This is a genomic window from Acinetobacter sp. YH12205 (genome assembly GCF_013418125.1).
Taxonomy (GTDB): Bacteria; Pseudomonadota; Gammaproteobacteria; order Pseudomonadales; family Moraxellaceae; genus Acinetobacter; species Acinetobacter towneri.
This window is the reverse complement of the sequence record NZ_VPCQ01000005.1, coordinates 115210-130698: the sequence shown is the minus strand read 5'-3', so window position 1 is coordinate 130698 and position 15489 is coordinate 115210. Positions and strand designations below refer to the sequence as shown.

The 15489-nt window shown below is 42.1% G+C and carries 14 protein-coding genes; 6 read left to right on the top strand and 8 right to left on the bottom strand.

Annotation, left to right across the window (positions count from 1 at the left end; genetic code table 11):
• Nucleotides 1-104: 104 nt before the first annotated feature.
• Complete coding sequence (locus FTU92_RS08435; RefSeq protein WP_154321120.1) at nt 105-1907, top strand: ABC transporter ATP-binding protein; 1803 nt, start codon at nt 105-107, stop codon at nt 1905-1907.
• A gap of 49 nt (nt 1908-1956) precedes the next feature.
• Here FTU92_RS08435 and pgsA read toward each other — a convergent pair whose 3' ends face one another.
• The 3 genes from pgsA to uvrC form a co-directional block, all read right to left on the bottom strand.
• Complete coding sequence (pgsA, locus tag FTU92_RS08430; RefSeq protein WP_004975835.1) at nt 1957-2544, bottom strand: CDP-diacylglycerol--glycerol-3-phosphate 3-phosphatidyltransferase; 588 nt, start codon at nt 2542-2544, stop codon at nt 1957-1959.
• 105 nt (nt 2545-2649) lie between these two features.
• Nucleotides 2650-3444: a thioesterase family protein gene (locus FTU92_RS08425; RefSeq protein WP_096901351.1), complete on the bottom strand. Its 795-nt coding sequence runs from the start codon at nt 3442-3444 to the stop codon at nt 2650-2652.
• Between the two features lie 224 nt (nt 3445-3668).
• Nucleotides 3669-5468, bottom strand: coding sequence for an excinuclease ABC subunit UvrC (uvrC, locus tag FTU92_RS08420; protein ID WP_004975832.1), 1800 nt, complete (start codon nt 5466-5468; stop codon nt 3669-3671).
• A 185-nt stretch (nt 5469-5653) separates the two neighbouring features.
• Here uvrC and FTU92_RS08415 point away from each other — a divergent pair, with 185 nt between their 5' ends.
• On the top strand, nt 5654-6718 hold the full coding sequence (locus FTU92_RS08415; RefSeq protein ID WP_178318335.1) for an AAA family ATPase: 1065 nt from the start codon (nt 5654-5656) through the stop codon (nt 6716-6718).
• A gap of 358 nt (nt 6719-7076) precedes the next feature.
• Here the strand turns inward: FTU92_RS08415 and FTU92_RS08410 are convergent, their stop codons facing one another.
• Nucleotides 7077-7493, bottom strand: coding sequence for a PH domain-containing protein (locus FTU92_RS08410; protein WP_180096078.1), 417 nt, complete (start codon nt 7491-7493; stop codon nt 7077-7079).
• Between the two features lie 114 nt (nt 7494-7607).
• The gene (gene lpxO, locus FTU92_RS08405; RefSeq protein WP_180096076.1) at nt 7608-8522 is read right to left on the bottom strand and encodes a lipid A hydroxylase LpxO; all 915 of its coding nucleotides are present in this window, start codon (nt 8520-8522) and stop codon (nt 7608-7610) included.
• A 486-nt stretch (nt 8523-9008) separates the two neighbouring features.
• Between lpxO and fadB the strand changes: the two genes are divergently transcribed.
• The gene (fadB, locus tag FTU92_RS08400; protein ID WP_179993495.1) at nt 9009-11162 is read left to right on the top strand and encodes a fatty acid oxidation complex subunit alpha FadB; all 2154 of its coding nucleotides are present in this window, start codon (nt 9009-9011) and stop codon (nt 11160-11162) included.
• 12 nt (nt 11163-11174) lie between these two features.
• The gene (gene fadA / locus FTU92_RS08395; RefSeq protein ID WP_004975824.1) at nt 11175-12347 is read left to right on the top strand and encodes an acetyl-CoA C-acyltransferase FadA; all 1173 of its coding nucleotides are present in this window, start codon (nt 11175-11177) and stop codon (nt 12345-12347) included.
• Nucleotides 12348-12492: 145 nt separating this feature from the next.
• On the opposite strand, the gene FTU92_RS08390 is transcribed toward fadA, so the two are convergent.
• Nucleotides 12493-12765: a hypothetical protein gene (locus FTU92_RS08390; protein WP_004975814.1), complete on the bottom strand. Its 273-nt coding sequence runs from the start codon at nt 12763-12765 to the stop codon at nt 12493-12495.
• A gap of 108 nt (nt 12766-12873) precedes the next feature.
• A complete protein-coding gene (locus tag FTU92_RS08385; RefSeq protein WP_104852942.1) occupies nt 12874-13623 on the bottom strand; it encodes a hypothetical protein in 750 nt (249 codons plus the stop codon).
• 253 nt (nt 13624-13876) lie between these two features.
• Between FTU92_RS08385 and FTU92_RS08380 the strand changes: the two genes are divergently transcribed.
• Nucleotides 13877-14578, top strand: a complete 702-nt coding sequence (locus FTU92_RS08380) for a DsbA family protein (RefSeq protein WP_004975810.1) — start codon at nt 13877-13879, stop codon at nt 14576-14578.
• Between the two features lie 171 nt (nt 14579-14749).
• On the opposite strand, the gene FTU92_RS08375 is transcribed toward FTU92_RS08380, so the two are convergent.
• Entirely contained in the window at nt 14750-14950 is a 201-nt protein-coding gene (locus tag FTU92_RS08375) for a dodecin family protein (RefSeq protein ID WP_180096074.1), read from the bottom strand.
• Between the two features lie 373 nt (nt 14951-15323).
• Here FTU92_RS08375 and FTU92_RS08370 point away from each other — a divergent pair, with 373 nt between their 5' ends.
• A complete protein-coding gene (locus tag FTU92_RS08370; protein ID WP_019836107.1) occupies nt 15324-15488 on the top strand; it encodes a hypothetical protein in 165 nt (54 codons plus the stop codon).
• Nucleotide 15489: the final 1 nt, after the last annotated feature.

Here is a 15489-nt window from a genome sequence, read left to right as displayed (position 1 = left end):
AACAAGGATCAGGACTGCTCACAAAATGACACAGCTTTTTGGCTTGTGAGTCGTGAAGTTCATCCTTAGACTTAAAATCATCGTTCTTATAACAATAATAGCTTATGAATTTATGGCATTTATTTCAAAAATTGCGTCCCTTCGTTCGACCTTATCAGCTCTTGGTGATTGCTACCTTAGTTTTAACGCTCATCGGCTCATTAACAGCTCAAGTCAATGCACTAACTTTACAATACGCTGTTGACCGTATTAACGCCTTAATTGAGGCAGGACAAGGTCTGTCTGCAGGCTGGCACATTTTAATCACCATTTCAGCCATTTTGCTGGGTAAAGAAATCATCAATGCCTTTGTGCAGTTTGGACAGAAGTTTTATGGTGAAAAACTACGCATTTTTGTGTCACAAGATTTGGCACAGGGCATTATTGAGAAATTTTTGCGTTATCGACTGGCCTTTTTTAATCAGGACAACAACCAAGCAGGTAAATTACAAACACGTATAGATCGTGGCATTGGTTCGCTCACCCGCTTAGTGCAAATTTTCTTTATTGATATTTTGCCACTCTTTACCAGTGCAATTGTGGCTTTGGGCTTAATGTATTATGCCAATTTTTATGTGGGCTTGGTCGCGACACTCATTGTGCCTATTTATTTTTGGCTGACCTATCAGCAGGCACAAAAACTAGGAAGCTGGCGACGTAATTTACGTGATGGACGTGAGAAAAAAAGCCAAGGGATTCTCAGCATCATCAACTCAATTACCGTGATTAAATCATTTAACAGAGAAAGCATCGAAGCAGAAAAACAACTCACCCTGCAGAAAAAACTGACCCACAATCAAATGCAGACCCGCCAAACCAGTTTTTTATTTGATGGTTTAAAAAGCTTTATTGAACAAATTGGCGTGGTGCTGATTATTATTTTAACTGCTTATTTTGTGTTAGATAGACAAATGAGCATCGGCATGATCATGTATCACGTGTTGCTGTTTGGCAATGTTTCTGCCCCAATTCGCTCATTGCATCGTATTTATGATGAAGTCAATGATGCAATGATCTATTCAGAAAGCTTCTTTCAAATTTTGGAAGCCGAGCATGAAATTGAGCCAAGTGGTACGCTTAAACCAGTTATTCGAGGGCAGTTTGATCTGCAACAGGTAAACTTTTTTTATCCGAATGGACATCATGCACTCAAAGACATTCAAATGCAGATTCAGCCCAATAAAATTACCGCATTGGTGGGATTGTCGGGAGCAGGAAAATCTACCCTGATCAGTTTATTAGATAAATTCTATGAACCACAACAGGGAACAATTCAGCTCGATGGGATTGATATTAACCACATCGACACTCAATATTTGCGTGACCATATCGGCTTGGTTTTGCAAAAAAATCATATTTTCCAAGGCTCTATTTTTGAAAATATTCGTTATGGCAAAACTGATGCAAGCTTGGAAGATGTGATTCTGGCAGCCCAAAAAGCCTCTATTCACGAACAAATTTTGCAATTGCCTCAGGCTTATGACGCAGATGCCCTCATGCTTTCAGGCGGTCAACAACAACGGATTGCCCTTGCACGTATGTTCCTGAAAAATCCACCTATTATTTTTTTAGATGAACCGACTGCTAGTCTGGATGCCATTGCAACCGAACAAATCAAACAAAGCCTCGATGAAATTAAACAAGGGCGTACGGTCATCATCATTTCACATAGCTTATCGCAAATTATTGATGCCGATTACACCTATGTCATGAAAGATGGCAGGATTGCGGAACATGGCGAACATGATGCGCTTTATCATCAAAATGGTGTTTATAAAGAAATTTTTGATGCGATGGCAAAAAGTTTAAATATTGAAAAAATTGCCAAAACTTATGAGGATGATGCCGAGGAAGAAACCCATAGTTAATCAAAAAGTGCTTCAATCAGAAGCACTTTTTAATGAAGAATCACGATATTTAAGGTTGTTTCAAATATGGCCATGCCGCTTTTAAATAAATAAACATCGACCAAAGCGTTAGAATTACAGCAGTATAGAGCAACAAATAAGCCACCATTTCCAATGGTTGCCAGTTCAATAAGAACACTGAAATCGCAATCATTTGGAATGCTGTTTTATATTTCCCCACTGTAGACACCGCCACACTGGTACGTGCGCCGAGTTCAGCCATCCACTCTCGTAAGGCAGATACGGTAATTTCACGGGAAATAATTACAATCGCGGCAAAAGCCATAGAAATAGTCGGTTGCCATTGCACTAAAACAATCAATGCCGCAGCGACCATAAGTTTATCGGCCACAGGGTCTAAAAAGCGCCCAAATGCAGAGGTCTGATTCAAAGTACGTGCCAAATAGCCATCAAACCAGTCGGTCACAGCAGCAATCACAAAAATAGACGTCAAAATAATATGACGCGTCATGCCACCATCATAACCATTTACGCCCATTGCAGGCGGCCAATACGCCACCAACAAAAAAACAGGAATCAAGGCGATTCGAGCCAAAGTTAATATATTTGGAATGTTCAGGATACGACCTGTTGTCATAGACACCGCCAATGTTTCCCCTCTTTACGCTGCATATTCACAAGTTTTTTGAGGATTTGTCATCGTGAATAGGCTTCACTTTATACGAAATGCTAGTAGGTGTCACTAGGCAAACACGGTGATGGTCTGTCGGGCAATCGCTATTAGCCGATCCTGATCATCCCATAAGTGCGCATATTCTGTGGCATAACCACCGCTAGCATGATCGGTAAAAACTTTATATTTCATCCAATCTTGCAGCTGATTTTGCAAAGGATTGACATAGGTCACATGCCAAGTCAGTGAACTGGCAGGAGCGAGCTGCTCAAACATCGGCAGTACTCCAGGCGGCCACATATCAAAAGCCACCATCAAATCGGCAATGGTCATGGCACGATTCGTATGCTGTTTTGGGTTAAAACGCATCCAGCCTGCAAAATCAGGTTTATGACTAGCAGTAAACGGATATTGTCCTTCAGACCAAACCAAATCCATCTGCTGAAAACATTCAGGTGCTAAAGGATGATGCTGTGTAACAGGCAATTCCGTTGCAGGTGGAAAATTGGGCGCAGTACGTTCTTGTTGCACCACAATGCTGGATTCACGTGCCGCACCAAAACTGGCAATTAAAATGCTTTGTACTGCATCATCCTGCCATAAACGAACTTCGACACTGGTCACAGATTTGCCTTCACGCAGAATTTCCGCCGTGAGCCGTGCCCGACCTTGTTGCACAGGTCCGACAAACGTGACACTGCTGCTTAGCAAGCGCTTTTTCGGATCGGCAATACAAAGCTGGGCTTTTTGCATCATCAAACCTGCCACCAATCCACCATAAATAGTGCGCCCCTGTAACCACCCAAGCGGGATGTCTATCCATTCTTGCTCGGCAATGGCTTGATAGGTCTGTAGCAACGACATAGCTTTTCCTTAAACAATGTTGTGGTTGATATTACAGGGTTTCGATCTGATGTGAATGTTCAATGACGACAGAGTCAATGCACTTTTTTGCTATTTACCTTTGTAGAAAATACTGCTTTTTATGCAGTAAATAGGGTCTGTTGACAATTCGTCTATGTTTGCGACGTGAGAGATATATCTCGCAAGATTTTTAGCTAATATAAGGCATGAGGCAGGAAATTTAGTCATTCATGCAGCACTTTATAAATCGTACGCGCCATTACTTCACCCAGTCCGGGTACTAAAGTCAACTCTTTTTCAGAAGCTTTCAGGACACCTTGTATGCCACCAAAATGGGTGAGTAAATCACGACGACGTTTTGGCCCTAAGCCCGGAATCACTTCAAGTATTGATGAGCCACGTTTTTTATCGCGCTTGGCACGGTGCTTGGTAATTGCAAATCGGTGTGCTTCATCACGTACCTGCTGAATCAAATGCAGCGCCTTATGATCTTCAGGCAGCTGAATTTTGCTGCCATCGGTAAAATGTAGCGTTTCTAGACCAGGTTTGCGTCCTTCGCCTTTGGACACCCCAATCATAAAGGCATCCAATCCTAACTCCTGCATGACCTCCATCGCCATATTCAACTGCCCTTTACCGCCATCAATCAGCAATAAATCGGGCAGCATGGCTTTTTTATAACGGCGCGTTAAAGCTTGGCGCATGGCAGCATAGTCATCTCCAGCCTGAATATCCTGAATTGAAAATTGTCGATAATCACGTTTGCGAATACCACCACTGTCAAATACCACGCAAGATGCCACAGTGTCTTCGCCCATAGTGTGCGAAATATCAAAACATTCAATCCGATCAATCGGGCGTCCAACCACTTGCTCTAACTGATGAAAACGCTCATTTAATTCAAAGTGATTGGCGAGTTTACCTTTAATGGCATGCTGCACATTCATTTGTGCCAATTCTTGCCACTCGGCACGGGTTTCACGCACTTTATGTTTAATTTGAATTTTTTTATCGAAGTGTTGCTGTAAGGCTTGTTCCAACTCTTTGCAATCTGCCACTTCCACATTAACAATCAATTCCGCTGGAATTTCATCGGCCACCTGAAAGTAAAAGTTGGCAATAAAATCGGCCAACATTTGCCCCAAATCATCGCCCAACATATCAGGAAAATAGCTTTTACCGCCCAGCATTTTGCCATTGCGCACATGCATAATTTGCACACAGGTCACACCTGCCTGATAAGCAATTGCGATAATATCGGCTTCGCCTTTGAGTTTATAAATGGCTTGCTGTGCCTGCACATCACGCAACAAAGCCATACGGTCACGGTAAAAGACTGCTTTTTCAAATTCCAACGCTTCGGCTGCAGCTTCCATTTTAGCAATCAATTGCTGATTCAGTTCTTTACTATCGCCCTGTAAAAATCGAATCGAATTATTAACATCTTCTTTATATTCTTCGGGCGAAATCAATCCTACACACGGTGCCGAACAGCGTTTGATCTGATATTGCAAACACGGACGCTGCCGTTGAGCAAAATAACTGTTTTCACATTGCCGCACATTAAACAGTTTTTGTAACACCACCAAAGTATCGCGGGCATTGTACGCACTCGGATAAGGCCCAAAAAACTTGCCTATCTGATGCTTGCCTTTGCCGCGTCCACTGGCAATACGCGGATAAGGCTGATCTGCCGACACAAAAATATAAACATAGGACTTATCATCGCGCAGCATAATATTGTACGGTGGACGATGCAGCTTAATCAGATTTTGTTCAAGCAATAACGCTTCAGTTTCGGAACGCACCACCAAAGTTTCAATATCATAAATACGCGCCACTAAAGCCTGCGTTTTAGGATGCTCGATGGTTTTGACAAAATAACTCGACACTCGGTTTTTTAAATTTTTGGCTTTGCCGACATATAACAACTCCCCGTCTTTACCCAACATACGGTAAACCCCTGGCAATTGGGTCATATTTGCCAAAATTTTCTCGATATGCTCACCTGCGTTTGGGTTCACGAGTCATCCTATTCTTGCTACATTCTTTACATGATGTGCTGCTTTATCTGATTTTTTCAAGCTTTATCCTGTGGCATAGCGCATGATCTATCCACTAAAACGATCAGCTCAGTGCTAAAAACGATCAGTCGGCAACACAAGATTTGCTATGCTCAGGCATCTTGTCAGCAGAAGGAAAGTGCAGGATGACGACCGCACCACACGGCATACCGACCATTCAATCCGCAACGTCCCAGCCGATCAGTACACATCAGTATGTATCCGCCAAAGACCGTTTGATTGGCAAGCCGCGCTTTCATTTTGAACCTACACAAGTCATGCAATTGTTACGTCAACGGATTATTGGACAAGATGCAGCGCTGAATGAAATCGAAAAAATGCTGTATGTGGTCAAGGCCGATTTCTCCAGCACAGAGCGACCACTTTCAGTGACTTTAATGCTTGGCCCGACAGGTGTTGGCAAGACCGAAACGGTGCGCCTGATTGCCGAAGCCATTTATGGTCGCCCCGATGCCTTCTGCCGCATTGATATGAATACCTTGGCGCAGGAACACTATGCGGCTGCACTCACAGGCGCGCCTCCTGGCTATGTCGGCTCTAAAGAAGGCCATAGTTTATTTGATGAAACTGCGATTGCAGGTTCGCACACCCGCCCAGGCATTATGTTATTTGATGAACTGGAAAAAGCCTCAAGCGAAGTGATACGTGGCTTAATGAATGTGCTAGATACAGGCAAACTGACCCTGACTGCAGGCACCAAAACCATCGACTTTCGCAATTGCATGATTTTTATGACCAGCAATGTGGGTGCTCAAGCCGCACAACAATACTTAGATAAATTGAATCTGTTGCCGCAAAAAGTACAACAACTGTGCTTAAAACGCATGCCCACACAACGGATCATTGAAAAAGTCATGCAGCGTAAATTTGACCCTGAATTTTTAAATCGGATTGACCGTAGTTTGCATTATCAAGCGGTATCTGCTGATGCCCTGCCGCAATTGGTTGAAATTGAATTGGAAAAGTTAAACCATCGCCTGCAGCATCAACAGCGCCAAGTCGAACTGACTGCAGCAGCTAAAGCCTATTTTTATCAGGGGCATGATATTCGTTACGGCGCACGGCATTTGGGGCGCAAAATTCGTACCGAACTTGAGCCTATTTTAGCTTTGTATTTTTTAAGTCATCCTGAAAAATCGGAAATATGGGTAGATTGCAGTGCAAATCAATTGCACCTCAAAATAGAATAAACCCGCGACTTATACTGCGTGAATCTTGAGAATGCCACTCTGCTCATCCTCAAAGTTTTGATGCTTATTTTTGCTTAAAAAGCCTAGGGTCTGTTGACAATTCGTCTATGTTTGCGACGATGCATATTTTTTAGCTGATATAAGGCATGAGGCAGGAAATTTAGTCATTCTAAATGACTGACTCATAACGCAATAGCAGCAAAAAATATGCTCGTCCTGAAAGGCTGTGGCTAAAACTTTCTCAGATTGCGTTATGAAACTTGGCAATAGTCTCGCTATTCCCTGCGTTTCATGCCTGATCTGCTCAGTTTTAGCCTACAGCGCAAGCCATTTATGAAATGTCAACAGACCCTAGGGATTAGTCGGTAATTTCCATTCCCAAGGCTTGACTAAATTTGGTCTGATCTTTAGGTGAAACCAATACAAATTTTGGCTGCCCCGCTTGAAGATAATCAATTTTTAAACGCTTCAGCGACAAAGCAGGTGACGCTACAGAATTATTGGTTTTAGATATTTTTTGAATACTGTCGCGCGGAATATCCCATTTTAAAAACATGCAACGGATCTGCAAGCGTTCTGCATCAACCTGATAACGCGTATTGAACACAGGCCACCACAACACAAAAATGGTAATGAAATACACCCCAGTGTGCACAGGAAATGCTGACATCGTGCCTTTGGCGTACATGGTCAGCAATAACTGAATCAATAGACCAGACATACAAATTACAAAAGCCAAAACCCACCAATCTTTTTTAGAACGAAACGTTTGCATAAAAATTCCCCTATTTACTTCATTCTATACATAAAAGTAGGTCTGGATTAAAGCTCGTTGCTGAAATTGCTCAAAAATGTCATAAAAAAACGCCCCGAAAGGCGTTGTGATACTCTAAAACACATAAGGGCGAATAAAAATTAAGAAGAAAATCCCGAGCATTAAAAACCATTTTAAGAAATAGTACACACGACTATTTTTAGCTTTTAAAGCCTTGGCTTTTAAACGCACTTGATAGACATAGCCAAAGACTTTATTTAAGCCACCCGTCTGATCGCCTGCTTCATTCGGAGAGCTTGCTGCGGTCATCACATTTTTGCCAAACCAGTGATTAAACTTTTGCATCCAGAGTGATTTTAACGGACGCTCGACATCGGCAAAGAAAATAATACGGTTTTGAGAAGTGCCATTTTCAGCATAGTGAATATAGGTTTCATCAAACACCACACTTTCACCATCACGCCATGAATAACGCTCCCCATCGACATCAATAAAACAACGGTCATCATTTGGTGTCATCAATCCCAAGTGGTAACGCAATGAACCTGCATACGGGTCACGATGACGCACTAAACGACTGTCGGGCGCTAGTTCAGTAAACATCGCCGCCTTAATGCTAGGCAAAGTTTTTAATAATGCTGTGGTTTTTGGACATAATTCTGCGGCAGATGGATGCGCGGAGTCATACCATTTTAAATAAAAACGCTTCCAGCCTGTTTTAAAGAATGAGTTAAATCCCAAATCATCGTAGCTACTTGAAGCTTTAATACCACCCTGTTCATACAAAGCTTTGGCTTCATCACGAATCATTTCCCAATTGTCATCCAAAACCTTTAAATCTTGAAAGTGCTGGGTGTCGATATAAGGTTGATTCGGCACTTTAGAAAATAAGTACATTAAATAGTTGATCGGTGCGAGAATGGTAGAATGGTCAAAAAACTGACGATAAAAACTATGACGCACCTTGCCGCGCTGTTGAATATACAACGCTGAAGCGATAAAAATCGCCAGAATAATCCACTTCAACATAGAACAACCCAAATTGCTGAAAACAGCTGAATTTCAAAAATGGCGCATATTCTACTCAATTTCAGCGCATGAGGTCATAGCAGAAAATAGAACACAGCATTGCAAATCGCTATCCCCCCTATCCAGCTTCACGCTTTAAAACATCACCATCCAAACGATGGATTTACTTTTCTGTCCAAAACAACCCACTGATAACATCTATTTATCAAGCTTTTCTAAATCGAAAATGCAATACAACCTGATTAAAAATAAAAGAGAAAACAATCACTTTCATCTTTCTTTAAACATAGGATTTTAAAATCGGGTCAAAAAGCAATTCCGAGCTATGAGAAAAATCATGACCCTTGCGTCACGGCTTGATACAACTTGCTATATTTTTTTTCGATATAGTTATCGTAAGATTAGCGAGGCATATATGTGTGCAGGACTATCGCACACGCTTCATAACATCAACTTAGAAGTCCTCCAAAATAAAGGAGATCAGGCATGATCCACGCTGGCAATGCCATTACCGTCCAAATGCTTTCGGACGGAATTGCAGAATTCCGCTTTGACTTACAAGGTGAGTCGGTCAACAAATTTAACCGTGCAACGATTGAAGACTTTAAAGCTGCGATTGAGGCTGTTAAAGCAAACAATGAAGTGAAAGGTTTAATCGTCACTTCTGCAAAATCAACCTTTATCGTGGGTGCAGACATCACCGAATTTGGCGCAAACTTCGCTCAAGGCGAACAAGCTATTGTGGATTGGGCATTGCCTGTTCACGACATCTTCAATGCTTTTGAAGATTTAGAAATTCCTAAAGTTGCTGCAATCAATGGTATGGCATTGGGCGGTGGCTTTGAAATGTGTTTGGTATGTGACTACCGTGTCATGTCAGACCAAGCACAGGTAGGCTTACCAGAAATCAAACTCGGTATTTTCCCGGGCTTTGGTGGTACGGTTCGTTTAAGCCGCGTTATTGGTATCGACAATGCGGTTGAATGGATGGCAATGGCCAACCCTAAACGTCCTGATGCTGCACTTAAAGACGGTGCTGTAGATGCTGTAGTTGCTGCAGATCAATTACAAGCGGCTGCGCTTGATTTGGTTAAACAAGCCATTGCAGGTCGTTTGGACTGGAAAGCAAAACGCCAAGAAAAATTAGACCCAGTGAAATTGAACCCACTTGAACAAATGATGGCGTTCAACACTGCAAAAGGTGCGGTATTAGCCAAAGCGAATCCTGCACAATACCCTGCACCAAAACTCATGCTTGATTCTTTACAAGCAGGTGCAAGCTTGCCACGTAATGACGCACTCAAAGCGGAAGCGGAAGGCTTTGCTAAAGCTGCGGTAACGCCACAAGCAGGCGCGTTGATTGGCTTGTTCATCAACGACCAAGTGGTGAAGAAGACCTCGAAAAAATATGAAAAAGGTGCGCATCCTGTTAACCAAGCGGCTGTACTCGGCGCGGGTATCATGGGTGGCGGTATTGCTTACCAAGCGGCAAGCAAAGGCACACCAATTATCATGAAAGACATTGGCAACCCACAATTGGCATTGGGGATGTCTGAAGCAAACAAATTGCTGACCAAGCAAGTTGAACGTAAAAAAATGACACCTGCCAAAATGGGTGAAACTTTGGCACGTATCCGCCCAACTTTAAGCTATGACGAGTTTAAAGAAGTAGATATCGTGATTGAAGCCGTGACTGAAAATCCGAAAGTCAAAGGTATTGTGTTGGCTGAAACTGAAAAATCAGTACGTGAAAACACCATTATCGCGTCAAACACATCAACCATTTCGATTACACGTTTGGCAGAAAACCTACAACGTCCAGAAAACTTTGTCGGCATGCACTTCTTTAACCCAGTGCACATGATGCCATTGGTAGAAGTGATTCGTGGTGAAAAAACTTCACCTGAAGCGATTGCGACTACTGTGGTGCTTGCTCAGAAAATGGGTAAAACACCAATCGTAGTGAATGACTGCCCAGGCTTCTTGGTGAACCGCGTATTGTTCCCTTACTTTGGTGCATTCGACTTGTTACTTAAAGATGGCGCAGACTTCCAGCAAGTTGACAAAGTCATGGAAAAATTCGGCTGGCCAATGGGCCCTGCTTACCTGATGGACGTTGTCGGTATCGACACGGGCGTTCACGGTGCAGAAGTCATGGCAGAAGGTTTCCCAGACCGTATGAAGCCAGACTATAAAGGCTCAATCCAAGTCATGTACGAAAACAAACGTCTAGGTCAAAAAAATGACGTTGGTTTCTACAAATATGAATTGGATCGTAAAGGCAAAAAAGCCAAAGTGGTCGACCCAACTGCGTATGAGCTTGTAGCATCTGTCGCAACATCTGAAAAACGCGAATTTGATGCACAAGAAATCATTGACCGTATGATGCTTGCGTTCTGTAACGAAACTGTACGTTGCTTAGAAGACAACATCGTGGCGACACCATCTGAAGCAGATATGGCGATGATTATGGGCGTAGGTTTCCCTCCATTCCGTGGTGGTCCATGCCGTTACATCGACCAAACAGGTGTTGCTGAATATGTTGCGCTTTGCGACAAGTATGCACACTTAGGAAAAGCTTATGAAGCGCCACAAATGTTGCGTGACATGGCTGCTAACAACAAAAAATTCTACGGTTAAGGAGCAACGTGAATGGCTACTTTAAATCCACGTGACGTTGTCATCGTTGATGGCGTACGTTCTGCAATGGGTAAAACCAAAAACGGTATGTTCCGCAATGTACGTGCTGACAGTCTATCGGCAGAATTGGTTCGTGCTTTAGTTGCTCGTAACCAGTTTGATGTCAACGAAGTTGAAGATGTGATCTGGGGCTGTGTTAACCAAACCCTAGAACAAGGTATGAACATTGGTCGTAATATTGCTTTATTGGCTGATCTTCCAAAAACAGTAGCAGGTCAAACTGTGAACCGTCTGTGTGGTTCTTCAATGCAAGCGATCCACACCGCTGCGGCACAAATTGCAACCAATCAGGGTGATATTTTCATCATTGGTGGTGTAGAGCACATGGGCCATGTGGGCATGATGCACGGTATCGACATCAACCCTGCTGCATCGAAGCACTATGCCAAAGCCTCAAACATGATGGGCTTAACTGCTGAAATGTTGGGTCGCATGAACGGTATTTCTCGTGAAGAGCAAGATGCCTTTGGTGTGGAATCACACCGTCGTGCATGGGCTGCAACGCAAGAAGGCCGTTTTAAAAACGAAATCATTGGCATTGAAGGTCATGATGCAAACGGCTTTAAACAACTATGCGACATCGACGAAGTGATTCGTCCAGATGCTAACCTTGAAGCATTCCAAGCTTTACGTCCTGTATTTGATCCGAAAGGCGGTACCGTAACTGCGGCGACATCTTCAGCATTGTCTGATGGTGCTTCTGCTATGTTGCTTATGTCTGCTGAACGTGCACAAGCATTAGGTTTGAAACCACGCGCGGTGATTCGCTCTATGGCCGTTGCAGGCTGTGATGCAGCAATCATGGGTTATGGCCCAGTACCTGCAACGCAAAAAGCACTTAAACGTGCGGGCTTGTCAATTGCAGACATTCAAACCTTTGAATTAAACGAAGCGTTTGCTGCACAAGGTCTATCTGTTCTAAAAGGCTTAGGCATTTATGATCAGCAAGATCGTGTGAACTTGAACGGTGGTGCAATTGCACTCGGTCACCCATTGGGTTGTTCAGGTGCGCGTATCACCACCACGTTGTTGAACGTGATGGAACAACAAGACACGCAAATTGGTCTTGCGACCATGTGTATCGGTCTTGGTCAAGGTATCGCGACAATTATTGAGCGTGTGTAAAAAGTCTTCGTAATAAAAAAATCCTCGCATCATGCGGGGATTTTTTATTTTGTTGTTTTGAGCTGTTCTAATTTTTAAATTTTATTCTTTTGCATTGTTATCTTGAAGACTAGATGGCTGATCAGTTGTGATTTACCTGCACGGCTTAAACCAACAACTCCCCCATCAACCATGTCATATAGCGTTCTTTATCCATAAAGTCTGGGGCGCTGCCTGTATCCAAGCAATAATATTGTTGATTAAATTCAATCACAATTTGTTCAGTCTGATGCCAATCTTCAACCAAACGAAAGTGCTGATTAAAGAAGTAACGGTTCTTGCCCCAATTATTTAAATTTTCGAGTTTCGGGTAGTTTTTATTTTCTAAGAATTGCAAATACAGTTGTTGAATATCATCAAAGACTTGAATGCTGTTCATATTGGACCTGCCTAGCTGAGCAATTAAATCAACAGGCACAGTTTAGGCAAGAGATTTGAACGGCAGATGACATTCTTTTGACAATTTGATGTAAGGATTTGCCAGACCTTACAACTTGCTTTCCAGTGCCCGCTGATGCTGCTGAGTGATCTCTTGCATTTGCGTATTGAGCTGCACCATCTCTTGATATACCGCATTAAATTCTTTCAAGGCTGCATCTTCATAGAACATGAAGGTATTGTTTTTGAGCTCCCATTTATTGTTTTTTAAAATTGCAAACAACACATACGCCTTACCCAAATTTTTCTTTTCCAATTCAAATAATGCGTGTCCTTGGTCATTATGGCGGCTTTCTAGCAAAGATTCTGCTAAATGACGGCGCAAATTATGATTGATTTCAAGATTCTCAATCTGCTCCAAAGCCATCGCTTCATGCTGTTCTAAATGTTCCTGATACAGCTCTACCATGGCACGTACTTGCACCAACATGGCTTCGGTATCGGCATAGTCTTGTTTTTTATCTGCAGCAAGTCGTTGAGGATCTAAAAACTGATCCCAATTCAAGGCTTTTAATTCACGTAAATAGCTATTGCGCGCTTCGGCACTTTGCACCATGTGACTCAAGACAAAACTCGCCATAATTTGATAGTCTCCATCTAAACGATTATCTTTTAAGTCAATTTGAATCGGCTTAGACCAATCCTGTGCCTGTACAAAAATTTGTTCGGCTTTTTCATAAATCACATTTTGATAAGCATGCAATTGAGTGACTTGTTTTTGCTGCTGTTGATATTGATAAAACATCCCGCCAAAAATCAGCAGCGTTGCACATCCTATAATTAGCACTATACGTCGCATGCGTGCCCTCTTATTTTTTAGTATTTGCAATATCTTAGCGTGAAGCCTGTCACATTTGTATAGCATTTTATGCTTATTTTCTAATGCAGCCATTAGAATATAGTGAAATAAATCAATTCATTTATACCTTTATATGATTCTGTATCCATGACGCTATTTGACCAGATGCTCAAAAATAAGTTTAGCATCGCTTTATGCTTTAAATTTTATGTAACATCCCCATCTTAGTAAAAAACAGAATTTGAGATTGTTCATGCGCGTTGATATTTGGTCAGATATTGTTTGCCCGTTTTGCTATATCGGCAAAAAACGTTTAGAGGCTGCTGCTGAAGAAGCAGGTGTAGAATTAGAAGTGCATTGGCACAGTTTTGAACTCGATCCAGATGCGCCACCGCGTCAGGAAGTGTCCAATTCAGAGCGTTTGGCACAAAAATATGGGCGCAGCCTTGCCGAAGTAGAAGACATGCAGCGTAATATTGCCGAAATGGCAAAAGCTGAAGGCATTGACTTTCAATGGGAAAATGCCAACTCTGGCAATACCTTTAATGCCCATCGCTTGGTGCATTTAGCGCAAAGCAAAGGCTTGGGCAGCGAAGCCAAAGAGGCTTTTTTCTATAGCTATATGACTCAAGGTTTGGCAATTGGCGAGCGTGAAACACTGGAAGATGTTGCATCACGTATTGGGCTGAATCCTGTAGAAGTGGATGATGTTCTAGATTCTGACGAATATGCCGACTTTGTAAAATTTGACCAAGAAGTTGCACGTGAACAATTAAACGTCACTGGCGTACCGTTCTTCGTATTTGATCAGCGTATTGCTTTAGCAGGTGCGCAGCCACGTGAAGTCTTTGTGCAAGTTCTGCAAAAAGCCCTTGAAACAGCAAGCGAGCTAGAGCTTGAAGATGCAGCAAGCTGCGATGCAGAACAATGCGATGTGTCTGAACCCAAAGCTTAAGATTGAAATACAGACAAGGCTGAATAGTGTTCTTCCGGCTGATTAGACGCACAAAAAAATCCCATTACTGGATTTTTTGTGCTTTTAAAATGGGTCAAAGTTCCAGCTTTGGCCCGCAACCATGCTTCGGTTAGTTGTCATCTTACTATGCTTCGTTAACGAAGCGAGGTGTTATTCAACCAAGAAACTGATTTTTAAATTGACCCGATACTCCGTGATTTGATTGTCTTTAACCACCACTTTTTGTTCGTTAATCCACGCCCCTTGGACATTTTTAACCGTTTCTGTCACTTTGGCGATTCCAGTCTGAATCGCGTCTTCAAAACTTTTTGTACTGCTTGAATTAACTTCAACTACTTTTGCAATTGCCATGATTTTCTCACTGTCCTTTATCGTTATTGGAATTCCATCATAGATTAAAAAAACCGCATTTTTAGACTGTTTAACCAATCACAGCCAAAACATTACATGATTTCACACTGTCAAAAACTGTCACCATTCACCCGCATTTCAGACTTATCTAAATACAAATTTTGCAGACATCTCAACCATTTAAGCCTACAAAAAAACTAGAGCTAAAACTCTAATATATTGTTTTATATTGCTATTTTTAAAATAATTGCCGAAATGATCATTTTGTAAATTTTAAACTTTGTTATGATTCATGTGAATTTTTTATTTCGTTTGATCTCCCTACGATGTCTATTCTTCTGCCTAGACATTAACACTTTGGATGGATATTCCCATGAATATGTTTAAATCTGTTTTGATGGTTTCACTTTTAGCAATTGCTGCAAATGTATCTGCTCAAATTGTGCATGTACCTGATTTTCCAACTCAAAAAGTGAATACAGAATCGGCTGCATCTGAAGCTGTTGTAAATGAACCAACTTCGCAAAAGGCAGCTTAAG

Bases quoted from the DNA above. Each gene is read 5' to 3' on its own strand.
- FTU92_RS08425 (WP_096901351.1), bottom strand. From the start codon at position 3,444: ATGTCGTTGCTACAGACCTATCAAGCCATTGCCGAGCAAGAATGGATA.
- FTU92_RS08370 (WP_019836107.1), top strand. From the start codon at position 15,324: ATGAATATGTTTAAATCTGTTTTGATGGTTTCACTTTTAGCAATTGCT.
- FTU92_RS08410 (WP_180096078.1), bottom strand. From the start codon at position 7,493: ATGCAAACGTTTCGTTCTAAAAAAGATTGGTGGGTTTTGGCTTTTGTA.
- FTU92_RS08385 (WP_104852942.1), bottom strand. From the start codon at position 13,623: ATGCGACGTATAGTGCTAATTATAGGATGTGCAACGCTGCTGATTTTT.
- FTU92_RS08415 (WP_178318335.1), top strand. From the start codon at position 5,654: ATGACGACCGCACCACACGGCATACCGACCATTCAATCCGCAACGTCC.
- lpxO (WP_180096076.1), bottom strand. From the start codon at position 8,522: ATGTTGAAGTGGATTATTCTGGCGATTTTTATCGCTTCAGCGTTGTAT.
- fadB (WP_179993495.1), top strand. From the start codon at position 9,009: ATGATCCACGCTGGCAATGCCATTACCGTCCAAATGCTTTCGGACGGA.
- FTU92_RS08375 (WP_180096074.1), bottom strand. From the start codon at position 14,950: ATGGCAATTGCAAAAGTAGTTGAAGTTAATTCAAGCAGTACAAAAAGT.
- FTU92_RS08435 (WP_154321120.1), top strand. From the start codon at position 105: ATGAATTTATGGCATTTATTTCAAAAATTGCGTCCCTTCGTTCGACCT.
- pgsA (WP_004975835.1), bottom strand. From the start codon at position 2,544: ATGACAACAGGTCGTATCCTGAACATTCCAAATATATTAACTTTGGCT.
- fadA (WP_004975824.1), top strand. From the start codon at position 11,175: ATGGCTACTTTAAATCCACGTGACGTTGTCATCGTTGATGGCGTACGT.
- FTU92_RS08390 (WP_004975814.1), bottom strand. From the start codon at position 12,765: ATGAACAGCATTCAAGTCTTTGATGATATTCAACAACTGTATTTGCAA.
- FTU92_RS08380 (WP_004975810.1), top strand. From the start codon at position 13,877: ATGCGCGTTGATATTTGGTCAGATATTGTTTGCCCGTTTTGCTATATC.